This is a genomic window from Enterobacter sp. GD03975 (assembly GCF_029838645.1).
Taxonomy (GTDB): domain Bacteria; phylum Pseudomonadota; class Gammaproteobacteria; order Enterobacterales; family Enterobacteriaceae; genus Enterobacter; species Enterobacter quasihormaechei.
Genome location: NZ_JAOBZC010000004.1, coordinates 78,053 through 90,777, shown reverse-complemented (window position 1 = coordinate 90,777; position 12,725 = coordinate 78,053). Strand labels below are relative to the sequence as shown.

At 55.6% G+C, this 12,725-nt stretch carries 11 protein-coding genes, 2 pseudogenes and 1 riboswitch; of the genes and pseudogenes, 4 read left to right on the top strand and 9 right to left on the bottom strand.

Annotated elements, in window-relative coordinates; genetic code table 11:
* Positions 1-19: 19 nt before the first annotated feature.
* From N5C09_RS09125 to N5C09_RS09105, 5 genes and pseudogenes are all read right to left on the bottom strand, one after another.
* Positions 20-1,486 (bottom strand): aspartate aminotransferase family protein, encoded by a 1,467-nt coding sequence (locus N5C09_RS09125; protein ID WP_279748907.1) that lies wholly within the window; start codon positions 1,484-1,486, stop codon positions 20-22.
* 18 nt (positions 1,487-1,504) lie between these two features.
* A complete protein-coding gene (locus N5C09_RS09120) occupies positions 1,505-2,881 on the bottom strand; it encodes a diaminobutyrate--2-oxoglutarate transaminase (RefSeq protein WP_014884533.1) in 1,377 nt (458 codons plus the stop codon).
* Between the two features lie 311 nt (positions 2,882-3,192).
* Positions 3,193-3,493, bottom strand: a pseudogene (locus tag N5C09_RS09115) (hypothetical protein).
* Positions 3,494-3,555: 62 nt separating this feature from the next.
* Complete coding sequence (locus N5C09_RS09110) at positions 3,556-4,002, bottom strand: Shiga toxin A subunit (RefSeq protein WP_279748906.1); 447 nt, start codon at positions 4,000-4,002, stop codon at positions 3,556-3,558.
* Positions 4,003-4,219: 217 nt separating this feature from the next.
* Positions 4,220-4,330: pseudogene (locus tag N5C09_RS09105) on the bottom strand (type VI secretion system tube protein Hcp); the annotation flags it as partial.
* A gap of 358 nt (positions 4,331-4,688) precedes the next feature.
* Positions 4,689-4,785, top strand: a riboswitch (TPP riboswitch).
* Between the two features lie 35 nt (positions 4,786-4,820).
* On the opposite strand from N5C09_RS09105, the gene thiM reads away from it, so the two are divergent.
* Genes thiM through N5C09_RS09090 form a run of 3 tightly spaced genes read left to right on the top strand, consistent with a single transcriptional unit; the run spans position 4,821 to position 7,177 of the window.
* A complete protein-coding gene (gene thiM, locus N5C09_RS09100; RefSeq protein ID WP_279748905.1) occupies positions 4,821-5,591 on the top strand; it encodes a hydroxyethylthiazole kinase in 771 nt (256 codons plus the stop codon).
* Complete coding sequence (gene thiD, locus N5C09_RS09095; protein WP_193033343.1) at positions 5,588-6,388, top strand: bifunctional hydroxymethylpyrimidine kinase/phosphomethylpyrimidine kinase; 801 nt, start codon at positions 5,588-5,590, stop codon at positions 6,386-6,388. Before thiM ends, thiD begins: the two co-directional genes overlap by 4 nt.
* A 42-nt stretch (positions 6,389-6,430) precedes the next feature.
* Positions 6,431-7,177 carry a GntR family transcriptional regulator gene (locus N5C09_RS09090; RefSeq protein ID WP_279748904.1) on the top strand — a complete coding sequence of 249 codons (747 nt, stop codon included), beginning with the start codon at positions 6,431-6,433 and terminating at the stop codon, positions 7,175-7,177.
* Here the strand turns inward: N5C09_RS09090 and N5C09_RS09085 are convergent.
* Genes N5C09_RS09085 through N5C09_RS09075 form a run of 3 tightly spaced genes read right to left on the bottom strand, consistent with a single transcriptional unit; the run spans position 7,151 to position 10,379 of the window.
* Positions 7,151-8,104: a PfkB family carbohydrate kinase gene (locus N5C09_RS09085; protein WP_279748903.1), complete on the bottom strand. Its 954-nt coding sequence runs from the start codon at positions 8,102-8,104 to the stop codon at positions 7,151-7,153. The two genes, N5C09_RS09090 and N5C09_RS09085, sit on opposite strands and share 27 nt — an antisense overlap.
* Positions 8,101-9,105 carry an ADP-ribosylglycohydrolase family protein gene (locus N5C09_RS09080; protein WP_193038244.1) on the bottom strand — a complete coding sequence of 335 codons (1,005 nt, stop codon included), beginning with the start codon at positions 9,103-9,105 and terminating at the stop codon, positions 8,101-8,103. The genes N5C09_RS09085 and N5C09_RS09080 overlap by 4 nt, the downstream gene beginning before the upstream one ends.
* Positions 9,102-10,379 carry a nucleoside permease gene (locus tag N5C09_RS09075; protein WP_003859236.1) on the bottom strand — a complete coding sequence of 426 codons (1,278 nt, stop codon included), beginning with the start codon at positions 10,377-10,379 and terminating at the stop codon, positions 9,102-9,104. Before N5C09_RS09075 ends, N5C09_RS09080 begins: the two co-directional genes overlap by 4 nt.
* A 248-nt stretch (positions 10,380-10,627) precedes the next feature.
* Here N5C09_RS09075 and fbaB point away from each other — a divergent pair, with 248 nt between their 5' ends.
* Positions 10,628-11,680 (top strand): class I fructose-bisphosphate aldolase, encoded by a 1,053-nt coding sequence (fbaB, locus tag N5C09_RS09070; protein WP_022648654.1) that lies wholly within the window; start codon positions 10,628-10,630, stop codon positions 11,678-11,680.
* Positions 11,681-11,769: 89 nt separating this feature from the next.
* Here the strand turns inward: fbaB and yegS are convergent, their stop codons facing one another.
* Positions 11,770-12,669 (bottom strand): lipid kinase YegS, encoded by a 900-nt coding sequence (gene yegS, locus N5C09_RS09065; protein WP_063868339.1) that lies wholly within the window; start codon positions 12,667-12,669, stop codon positions 11,770-11,772.
* Positions 12,670-12,725: the final 56 nt, after the last annotated feature.

Here is a 12,725-nt window from a genome sequence, read left to right as displayed (position 1 = left end):
GGCGGGAGAGGGATAGGCATTACTTCGCCAGGACTTCCTCTGCGGTACGCTCAACCAGAGACAGCAGGACTTTGATGTCCTCCAGCGTCACGGTTGGGTTCAGCAGGGTCAGTTTCAGGCAGGTGACGCCGTTATGCTCGGTCACACCGACGTTTGCACGGCCAGACTCCAGCAGCGCGTCACCAATTTTCTGGTTCAGCAGGGCGATACCCGCGTCGTCCATCTGCACCTGTCCACGGAAGCGGAACAGCACGCTTGCCAGCTGAGGCTGCATCACCAGTTCCAGAGCAGACTGATCTTTCACATAAGCCGCAACCTGCTGTGCCAGCGTCACGCCGTGGTCGATGATGGCTGCGTATTGCTCCTGACCCAGCGCTTCCAGGCTCATCCACAGTTTCAGCGCGTCAAAACGGCGCGTGGTTTGCAGAGACTTGGAGACCAGGTTAGGCACGCCCGCTTCTTCATCGAACTCAGAGTTCAGATAAGCCGCCTGATAGCGCATCAGCTCATAATGACGCGCTTCTTTCAGCAGGAACGCGCCGCAGCTGATGGTCTGGAAGAACTGCTTGTGGAAGTCCAGGGTTACGGAATCCACCAGCTCAATGCCGTCCAGGTAGTGGCGATACTGCTCAGACATCAGCAGCGCGCCGCCCCAGGCCGCATCAACGTGCACCCAGATATTCTGCTTCGCAGCCAGCTCAGCAATGGCGCGCAGCGGATCGATAGCACCCGCATCGGTCGTGCCGGCGGTGGCTACAATCGCCAGGATCTGCTCGCCGTTCGCGTTGCACTGCTCAATTTTCGCCGCCAGATCGGAGAGATCCATGCGGGAGAATTCGTCCGTTTTCACCTGCACCACGGACTGGTAGCCCAGCCCCATCAGCGCCATGTTTTTCTGCACGGAGAAGTGTGCGTTTTCCGAGCACAGGACGCGGATTTTACGTAGATCGCCTACCAGACCGTCCTGCTGAACCGAGTGGCCCTGACGGGCGAAGAACGCGTCGCGCGCCAGCATCAGGCCCATCAGGTTGCTCTGGGTGCCGCCGCTGGTAAAGACGCCCGCGTCGCCAGCCTGATAACCCACGCGGGTACGCAGCCATTCGATCAGTTTGATCTCAATAATGGTTGCGGACGGGCTTTGATCCCAGGAGTCCATACTCTGGTTGGTGGCGTTAATCAGCACTTCCGCCGCCTGGCTAACCACCAGGCTTGGGCAGTGCAGGTGCGCCACGCACTGCGGGTGATGAACGGACAAACTGTCTTTCAGGAAGAACTCCACGGCGCGTTCAATCGCCGCTTCGTTGCCCAGCCCTTTCGGGTTGAAATCCAGCTTAATACGGTCGCGCAGTTCCGCGACCGTTTTGCCCTGATACATCTCAGGCTGTTTCAGCCACTGCATCACAGCCTGAGTGCTTTGTTCAATCGCCTGCTGGTAAGCTTCAATGCTCTGCGCAGAGGAGAACAAAATTGGGTTTGAATCAGACATCGTATTCAACAACTCCGGTTACGCCGGGCGAACGCCCGCAGCAAGCAGCGCCTGCTCGAATTTATCCAGGAAGATTTTCAGCTCTTCGTCGCTGATCAGCAGAGAAGGCAGCAGACGCAGAACGATACCGTTACGGCCACCACGCTCCAGAATCAGACCGGCTTCGAAGCACTTCTTCTGGATCAGCGCAGACAGCTCGCCGTCGCCAGGGAAGCAGCCCATGTGGTCAGCGGCTTCATGCGGCTTAACGATCTCGATACCGATCATCATGCCCAGACCGCGAACGTGGCCGATGACCGGATAACGTTTCGCCATCTCTTTCAGCTGGCCCTTCAGCCATTCGCCCTGTGCGGCCACTTTGCCCGCGATGTTCTGGTCTTTCAGGATCTTCAGCGTCGTCAGGCCGGTTGCCATTGCCAGCTGGTTACCGCGGAAGGTGCCGGTGTGGTGACCAGGCGCCCATGCATCGAACTGCTTCTTGATGCCGAGTACAGCCAGTGGCAGACCGCCGCCAACCGCTTTAGACATCACGATGATGTCTGGCTCGATGCCTGCGTGTTCGAAGGCGAAGAATTTACCGGTACGGGCAAAGCCAGCCTGAACTTCGTCGAGGATCAGCAGAATGCCGTGTTCCTGAGTCACTTTACGAATGCGCTGCAACCACTCAGCCGGAGCCGGGTTCACGCCGCCTTCACCCTGAACGGCTTCCAGGATCACCGCAGCAGGTTTACGCACGCCGCTTTCGACGTCGTTAATCAGGTTATCGAAGTAGTAGGTCAGCGCCTTCACGCCCGCTTCACCACCGATACCCAGCGGGCAGCGGTACTCGTGCGGGTAAGGCATGAACTGCACTTCAGGCATCATGCCGTCAACCGCTTCCTTCGGAGACAGGTTACCGGTGACGGACAGTGCGCCGTGGGTCATACCGTGGTAACCACCAGAGAAACTGATGATACCGCTACGACCGGTCACTTTTTTCGCCAGCTTCAGCGCAGCTTCAACGGCGTCAGCGCCGGATGGGCCAGTGAATTGCAGGCAGTACTCTTTGCCCTGACCAGGCAACAGAGAGAGAAGATATTCTGAAAACGCGTCTTTCAACGGCGTGGTCAGATCCAGGGTATGTAACGGCAAGCCGCTGGTAATGACATTTTGGATGCTTTTCAGCACATCAGGATGATTGTGGCCAAGCGCGAGGGTGCCTGCACCTGCTAAACAGTCAAGGTATTCTTTATTATCTGCATCGGTGATCCACACGCCTTCTGCTTTCGTGATCGCTAAAGGCAGTTTGCGCGGATAACTCCTGACGTTAGATTCAAACTCGGCCTGACGGGCCAGATAGGTTTCGTTGCTTTTGTGGGCATCTACGGTGTCAATACGGACTTTATCCGTCATCATATCACTCCTACAACCGCCGCTTCGTTATGAGCAACGATTGAATAAAAAGTTAAAAAACAGATGGGGCCTGAAAAAAACGCCGCCAATATAGAGCCTTTTGTCACCGGGCTCAATGGTTAATTTGTTTACTGTTTTGTGACACAGGGCACAGGGGAGGGGGTAACCTCATTTTCTGGCAAAAACTTGCAGTTTATAGCGAGTAAAAACAGTGACTTAGATGTGAATTGTCAGCATTGTAAAATCAGACAAAAGAGTGTGGCAAATTGTGCGACTGGCAGGCTAAAAGGAGGCGGGAAGCCTCCTTACGCTGTTTATTTCTGGGTAATGCTTAAAACGCCGTGTTCGCGTCCCTTCGTTTTATTCCACGACGCGTCCGTAATGCCGTTCTCATCCAGGCTTAGCGATATCACAAAACCATTACCGTGAATCTCATAAAAATTGGCGTTCAGGCGTTTAACGCTGGCTTTTGTGCCGCATTTTCCGCTTTGGTTTGCTGATATCACACGAGCCATTGCCAGCGCTCATTTGCGTGCACCCCGAGCGCTCTAACTGAGCGCGATAGTGTGCGTTAATGGCGTGTGCAGGCGAAACTGCCTTTAAAGACTTATGCATAGTTAGGAAGTTGTTATATGAAGTATAGAGTTTAGAAGAGGGGCCTTGATAGCCCCTAAGACTTAGAATTGTCGTGAGAGAATGATGTAACCGTTAAATCTAATGCTACATTCATCCTTGTTCATTAAACTGGATGCAATGAATACATCCTTTTTAGCATCTTTATTGATATATGTGTATTTTGCTGTAATTGTTTTCACGTCGTTTTCAAAATAACTGGATAAGTAAATTTTTTTATATATAGCTAATGTTTTATCCTTGCTATGATCTTTAGCATAATCAATTTTTGCTAAAGATTCTGCATAAATTTTTGAGACTGGGGAAACGTCTATCAGTTCTACCTTTGCTTTGGTTTCATCTATAGTACTCGTATCAATTTTTAACTCATTTGATAGAGCATCAAACAAGGTTGATTCCATAAACAAGCCAATTGCAGCACAACCAGGAGATTTGGCATGGACTAAAATAGGTAGTAACAATAATGAAAATATTAACTGTTTTTTGAACATAGTTGATCTTCCACTACTAATATTTTATCTTTGCTTACTGCAATAATTTTTCTGTACGGAAGATTTAAAACGATACAACCATCTGAGGCTTCTCCCGGATGCGCTGAGCTATCGCCGTGTATCATGAACCCATCACGCCCACACATCTGATTTTCTACATAGGGTATAAGTCTCATTGTCCAGCCTTTGGTTTTGCGGTGATAGAAAGCCGATCCGAATGCATAAGTTCTATGATTTCAATCGAACCCTCCCGACCTTTTACATCAACAGAGCCTTTAATCTTATTTCCAGCATCGTCTGTTAACCACAGATAAACAGGTACAGCCATTTAAAATCCCTCTTGTTATTTATTGATATTGAACGCCAATCGTACAGCGCGTGACAGAAGGGAGGAAGTAATTTATTCAGGAAAGCATTTATAGTCAAAAGAATGGCTAAATATATCAAGCTTCGATTTAGATCATAAATTGAATAGGCCGAGAAGTAAGGTTAAGTGAATAAGTGAACGATAAAGTACATGCATTAAATACTTTCAACAATATTTTAGTACATTGTTATATGTTTTATTTATCTATCGCATCCTAACTGCCTTGCGTAAATCATTTCAAAAAATCTTGCACCCTACCTGCGGCCCCGGTTACACTAAACACCTAAAATTATTTATGATTAAATAATTGTTTTATAAGTAATTTGACTCGGGGTGCCCTTCTTTGTGAAGGCTGAGAAATACCCGTATTACCTGATCTGGATAATGCCAGCGTAGGGAAGTCAGATGCCTACCCGGTCATCGCTTCTTCACGTACGGCAGGAGCGAAACCATGCAGCCTGACCTGCTCGATTCACACGTTTTATATCAATTCCGAACCCGTTCCCCGCTCACGCACTGTATGACTAACGATGTCGTGCAGGCCTTCACCGCCAACGTTCTGCTTGCGCTCGGTGCGTCCCCGGCAATGGTGATCGAAGCCGAGGAAGCGGAACAGTTCGCCGCGCTTGCCGATGCTCTGCTCATCAACGTTGGCACGCTTACCGCGCCGCGCGCCGAGTCGATGCGTCGGGCCATTGAGAGTGCGGTTGCCGCAGGCACCCCCTGGGTTCTGGACCCGGTCGCGGCTGGCGCGCTGGCGTACCGCACCCGTTTTTGCCAGCAAATCGTATCGCTTAAACCTGCTGCCATTCGCGGCAATGCCTCCGAAATCCTGGCCCTTGCCGGAATGAGTGCGGGCGGTCGCGGGGTAGACACCACCGATACGGCTGCAAGCGCCTTGCCCGCCGCGCAGGCGCTCGCCCGCCAGACCCACGCCGTTGTGGTGGTCACAGGGGAAGTGGATTACATCACCGACGGGCAGCGAACCCGTACGGTCGCGGGCGGCGACCCGTTGATGACCCGCGTGGTGGGAACAGGCTGCGCGCTCTCCGCTGTCGTCGCCGCCTGCTGCTCACTGCCTGGCGACAGGCTTGATAACGCGACGGCAGCCTGTGGCTTTATGAAGCGTGCAGGATCGGCTGCTCTGTCTCAAAGCCGGGGGCCCGGCAGCTTTGCCTCTGCGTTTCTGGATGCGCTTTACGCGCTGGAGGCACAGGCATGAAACGCATCAATGCCCTGACTATTGCGGGAACCGATCCAAGCGGCGGAGCGGGGATCCAGGCAGACCTGAAAACTTTCTCTGCGCTCGGCGCTTACGGCTGCTCGGTTATCACCGCGCTGGTGGCGCAAAACACGCGCGGCGTACAGTCGGTGTATCGCATTGAGCCGGATTTTGTCGGCGCGCAGCTGGATTCGGTATTCAGCGACGTACGTATCGACACCACCAAAATCGGCATGCTGGCAGAAGCAGACATTGTTGAAGCGGTTGCTGAACGTCTTAAACATTACCGGATAAAAAACGTAGTGCTCGATACCGTAATGTTAGCCAAAAGCGGCGATCCGCTGCTCTCCGCTTCTGCTGTCGACACGCTGCGTAAAAAGCTGCTGCCGCAGGTGGCGCTGATCACGCCAAACCTGCCTGAAGCCGCCGCGCTTCTGGAAGCGCCGCACGCGCAAAACGAACGTGAAATGAAAGAGCAGGGGAATGCGCTGCTGGCGATGGGGTGTAGCGCGGTGCTGATGAAAGGCGGTCATCTTGATGATGCAGAAAGCCCGGACTGGCTCTTCACCCGCGATGGCGCGCAACGTTTCACCGCGCCGCGCGTACAGACTAAAAACACCCACGGCACGGGCTGTACGCTCTCTGCCGCGTTGGCGGCGCTGCGTCCCCGTCACGCGAACTGGGCAGATACGGTGCAGGAAGCGAAGGTCTGGCTCTCGGGCGCGCTGGCAAAAGCCGATTCTCTGGAAGTGGGTCACGGTATTGGGCCGGTTCACCATTTTCATGCATGGTGGTAAGCCGTATACTGGCATGAAACCTCATGCCAGAGAAAAACAGAGATGGAACAAGCGCATACCCGGTTAATTGCCCAGCTCAAGGAACGAATAGCCGCACCGGACAACACGCCGCTGTATCTGAAATTTGCCGAAACGGTCAAAAACGCGGTGCGCAGCGGCGTGCTCGCTCACGGGAATATTTTGCCCGGCGAACGTGACCTGAGCCAGCTTGCCGGCGTATCGCGCATTACGGTGCGTAAAGCGATGCAGGCGCTGGAGGAGGCCGGGGTCGTCACCCGGGCGCGCGGCTACGGCACGCAAATCAACAATATCTTTGAATATTCGCTGAAAGAGGCTCGGGGGTTTTCCCAGCAGGTGGTGCTGCGGGGCAAAACGCCCAACACGCTGTGGGTGAATAAACGCGTGGTGAAGTGCCCGGAAGAGATCGCCCGCCATCTTTCCCTTGCGCCGGAAAGCGACGTGTTTCTGCTTAAGCGCATCCGTTATGTGGACGACGATGCGGTATCTATTGAGGAGTCCTGGGTACCGGTAGGGTTAATTCCCAACGCGGACGATATTGGCGTCTCGCTTTATGATTACTTCCGCAGCCAGAATATCTTTCCGCAGCGCACCCGTTCCCGCGTCAGCGCCCGGATGCCGGACAGCGAGTTTCAGACGCATATAAAGATGGACGATAAGATACCGGTGCTGGTGATCAAGCAGGTCGCGCTCGATCAACAGCACCGTCCCATTGAGTACAGCATCAGCTACTGCCGCAGCGACCTATACGTCTTTGTGTGCGAGGAGTAGTGCGTCGCGCGTGGGGGCGCAGTCTCCACCGCGATGGCTGACGACCCAGGCGGCTACGGCATTGCCAAGCTGCACCGACTCCGGCAGTGACCATCCCGCTGCCAGCCCGGCAAGGGTGCCTCCCGCATGGCTGTCACCCGCGCCGATGGTATCGACCACGTCAGCAGGAAACGCCGGAACGTGTCCGGAGGCGTCACCGTCATACCAGATCGCCCCGTCTTTATCCTGGCGCACGATCAGCGCAGCGCTAAAACGCTGCTGCCACTGTTTGCCGAGCTGCTCCACGTACACGCCAAGCCATTCAGCGGCAAGCTCTGCCTCCTGACGATTAAGCGAGACAATCGGTTTGCAGGCCATCATTCGCGCCATCAGCGGGTCGGGGATATCCGCAATACGCGGACCGAAATCAATAAAGAGCGTTACATCCTGAAGACTTTCCACCCAGGCCGTCAGCAGCTCGCCGCTGGGCGACGCCAGCTGGTAGCCGGACAAATAGATCAGGCTTTTCTCCGGCACGCTTAACCCGTCCAGCCAGCGCTGCTGCCACTGATTCTCCACGCCGCTGAACGACATAAAGGTGCGTTCACCGTCAGGCTCCACCAGCGCCAGACACCAGCCGTTATCGCCCGTTTCCGCTTCCACGGTGCTGTGCAAATCCTGCTTCGCCATGGCGTTACGGATAATATCGGCCCACACGCCGTGGCCCACGGGAAGCGCGTTTTGCGCAGCAATGCCGAGCCGCTTGAGGGCGATGGCGATATTCAGCGCGCAGCCGCCAATATTCACGCCCTGTTGCTTCAGCTCGATATCACACCCGCGCCAGGGCAGGGCGTAGGCGTCGGCAATCACGTCGATCACCGCCGCGCCCAGCACCGTTACCGGACGCGTGGCGTGAAGCGTTTCGAGACGGCGGGCAAAAGCACTCATACACCCTCCCTTTGCTCCCGGAAGTGCAGCAGCTTGTCGCAGTAGTGGCCAAAATCAAGCCGGTTGACGGCATCCAGTTCGCGCCTGAGCGCCGGATCAATGGCCTGTATACCGTGCAGGGCGCCGCAGATGGCGGTTGCCATCGCGCCGATAGTGTCGGTGTCACCCCCCAGGTTGGCGCATAAAAACGCGCAGCGGTTCGGGTCGGTTCCCGCCAGTTCGACCATCGCAATGGCCGCCGGAACGGACTCCAGGGTACTCGTGCCCGCGCCAATAAGCTGATAGATCTGCTCGCTGGCGGATTCCGTACCGTTAGCTTCGCGCACGGTTTTCAGGGCCAGCTCAATGCGTGCCGAAAGCGATGCGCTGAAGGTGGTCGTGTTGGCCTCCTGGGCCGCGCGGGCAATACCCGGCAGGGCATCAGCGATGTTCTGCCAGCACTCGCCGTCGATAGCGCGCGAAACCGCCCACGCGATGACCACCGCACCGGCGATGGCGAGATCCGATTTATGGGTCGGGCTGGAGGCTAACGCAACCTGTTCCACAAAGTGCGTCAGACGCGTGGCGGGCAGCAGGCAGCCCAGCGGGGAGGCGCGCATTGCGGCCCCGTTGGTGACGCCGTTATTTTCCAGCTCGCTCACCGGCCTGCCGTCGCGGATGGCGTTCAGGGCAATTTTGGAGGTCGGGCCAAGCACATTCTTATTGAACGCGTCGAAATCCAGCGCCCAGTTCAGAATATGCTTACCGATAACGTCAGGATTAATGTCCCCGTCGCATTCGATAATCGCATCGGCCAGGCACAGCGCCATGGATGTATCATCGGTAAACTCCGCCTGCCTGAAGTAGCAGGCGGCATTATTCTCGGCCGGGCCGGGTAAGAAACGGTCGATCCAGCCGAAGTGTGCTTTTACCCGCTTGCGCGGCCACAGCTCCGACGGCATTCCCATCGCATCCCCTAACGCCTGCCCGTAAAGGGCACCGAGAATACGGTCTTGTTTCATTTAACTTCCCCTCGTGTCAGCGCGGTATCGCCATCAACCACCTCAATTGCGGTGATCTCTTTATCCGATTCGCGGAAAAACAGCATAAACAGCACGGCAATCACCACAATCATGATTGCACCAAACGTCCACATTCCGGCCCAGTTGAAGGTCAGCCCATTCACCGGCTCTTTATATGCGAACATTTTTTCCATCATCACGCCGCCGAGACGGTAACCCAGCAGGCTACCAAAGCCCTGACAGCACAGCGTGATCAAGCCCTGCGCCGCGTTGCGCATATGCACGGGCGCTTTTTTATCCACGTAGATGTACGCGGTGACGTAATAGAAGTCATAGCTCACGCCGTGCAGCAGAATGCCGAGGAACAGCAGGGCGTAGGTGAAGTACTGCTCGGCGCCACCGTAAACAAAGAAGCCGTAGCGAATGGCGGCGGTGATCAGGCCCAGCAGCAAGACCTTCTTAATACCAAAGCGTTTGGTAAAGAACGGCAGGGCGAGCATGAAGAAAATTTCAGAGAACTGGCCGAGGGTCATCCAGCCGGTAGCGTTTTTCATCCCCACTTCGGTGAGATAGCCGTTGGCAAAGATGTAGTAGAAGGCCAGCGGCATGGCAAACAGGAACGAGCAGAAGAAGAACACCAGGAAGTTTTTGTCGCGCAGCAGGATCAGCGCGTCCAGCCCCAGCATGACTTTGAAATCCAGCTTGCCGGTGCTCTTCGGCGGGGTATTCGGCAGGAACAGCGCGAAGACGCCGAGCAGAAGGGAGCTGGCTGCGGTCATCAGCAGGGGAATATTGGTGTCGGAGATGTCGCTATAGCCCATCATCTGCGGCAGGAAGCCGCACGCCAGGCCCGAGGCAATCCAGCCGATGGTGCCCATCACGCGGATGCGCGGGAAATCGGCCTCCACGTCATCGACGTTCGCAAAGGCGATACTGTTGGTCAGCGCGATGGTCGGCATATAGGTCAGGGAGTAGGCCAGCAGCAGCGGGAAGAAGGTGCTGAACTGGGTTTGCTGTGCGGCGAAGTACATCAGGATCGCGCCGGCGAACATCAGCACCGCCAGCACCTTCTGGGCGGCGAAGAAGCGGTCCGTCAGCGAGCCGACCAGGATGGGGGAGAGGATCGCGGCGATGGCGGTACAGGCATACGACCAGCCGATTTCGCCGGCAGTAAACCCGCTCTTGCTAAGCCACAGCCACAATGGCACAAACCACGCGCCCCAGATAAACCATTCAACGAACATCATGAATGACAGTTGGACTTTCGTTTTCATTTTTTAATCCTGCATGTCAGAGGTACGCGGTTAACATACCATGTGATAATACCTTTTAAATACCTTTAAGGCGATTGTTTGATCAGTGTAACAAAAATGTTGTACACGAAACGAGCCAGCAGATTGTGCTTAAAAAAGTTGCAAATGGTGGAAAATAGAGTAAGTCGGTACCAGGCTTAGTCTGCCTGCAAAAACGTGGGTTTGGATCACACGCTCCGACATCACGTCGGACTTACGGGAGCATCACTATGACTGATATTGCGCAGTTGCTTGGCAAAGACGCCGACAGCCTTTTACAGCATCGTTGTATGACCATTCCAGCCGACCAGCTTTACCTGCCTGGCCATGACTACGTTGACCGCGTCATGGTCGACAACAACCGTCCGCCTGCCGTACTGCGAAACATGCAGACGCTTTATAATACCGGACGGCTAGGCGGAACCGGGTACCTCTCTATTCTGCCCGTTGACCAGGGCGTTGAACACTCTGCGGGGGCGTCGTTTGCCGCGAACCCGCTCTACTTCGATCCGAAAAACATCGTCGAGCTGGCGATTGAGGCGGGCTGTAACTGCGTGGCCTCCACCTACGGCGTACTGGCCTCCGTGTCGCGTCGCTATGCCCACCGCATTCCGTTCCTCGTCAAGCTGAACCATAACGAAACCCTGAGCTACCCAACCGAATACGACCAGACGCTGTACGCCAGCGTCGAGCAGGCGTTCAATATGGGCGCGGTGGCGGTCGGGGCGACGATCTATTTCGGCTCTGAACAGTCGCGTCGTCAGATAGAGGAGATCTCCGCAGCGTTCGAGCGCGCCCACGAGCTGGGCATGGTGACCGTGCTGTGGGCCTATCTGCGCAACGGGTCGTTCAAGAAAGACGGCGTGGATTACCACGTGTCTGCGGATCTGACCGGTCAGGCAAACCACCTGGCGGCGACCATCGGCGCGGACATCGTGAAGCAGAAAATGGCCGAGAATAACGGCGGCTATAAGGCGGTGAATTTTGGCTACACCGACGACCGGGTCTACAGCAAGCTGACCAGCGACAACCCGATCGATCTGGTGCGTTACCAGCTGGCGAACTGCTACATGGGCCGCGCCGGGCTGATAAACTCCGGCGGTGCGGCAGGCGGTGAAACCGACCTGACCGACGCGGTGCGCACGGCGGTGATAAACAAACGCGCGGGCGGCATGGGGCTGATCCTCGGCCGTAAGGCGTTCAAAAAATCCATGGCCGACGGCGTGAAGCTGATTAACGCGGTTCAGGACGTCTATCTGGACAGTAAAGTCACGATCGCTTAAGTCTTTTTCCCCTCACCCTAACCCTCTCCCCAACGGGGAGAGGGGACGGTTCCGCGCATACGGGAAGAGGGCCGCCACCCGGCAACACATCAGCGCAAAAGCTGACAGTCCGGCGGCAACCGGCACTGCAACGCGCCGGGCAAAACTTCGATGCGGAATCGCTCACCGCTGAGCGGCTCTCCGTCAAGGTTAAAGGTCATGCCGTGGGGGGCGATCACCTCAAACCACGCGGATGTGCCGTCGATGATGTTAGGGCTCTCCTCCGGCTGCGTCAGCGTCGTAAACAGTGCGGGCAGCAGCCCGTCGCCGGTAAAAATACGCAGCTGTAGCTGACCGTCATTAATCAATGCTTCCGGGCAAAGCTGCTGTCCGCCGCCCGCCTGCCGCCCGTTGCCGATGCCAATCACCAGCGCGTTGCCCTGCCAGTGGAAGTTCTCACCGTGGATTTCACAGCTGTCCGGCTTGAGCGTGTCCATGCGCATCAGGCCGTGAATGAGATACGAGACGCCGCCCAGCGCGGCCTTCAGCTTTTCCGGCGTTTCGCTGGTGATCCGCGTGCCGAAACCGCCCGTCGCCATATTGATGAAGCAGGTTTTTTCATTCACCTGAGCGATATCGACGGGGGTCGCTTTACCGAGGATGGCCAGTTGCAGCGCTTTTCCTAAATCCTCAGGTATGCCGGCGCTGGTGGCAAAATCATTGGCGGTACCGAGCGGTAAAATGCCCATCACCGGGCGATCTGCTGTGTTGAGGTCAATCAGCGCGCCGGCGATTTCGTTGATCGTTCCGTCGCCGCCGCCGGAAATAATGGTTTCAGCGCCTAACCTGATGCCCTCGTCGATATAGCGTGCAGCATCGCCTTTTTCAAAGGTCACCCGCACGTGAATGCGCGCGCCATCTTCACGCAATTCGGTAATCGCCTGGCGCAACAGATCGTTGCCTGCACTTTTGCCGTTGAGAATTAATAAACTGTCTGGATAGGTTGCCATCCGGTTTGCTCCCTTTTTTAACTATAGAAAGAGTGTATCCCAGAGAAGAACAAAGC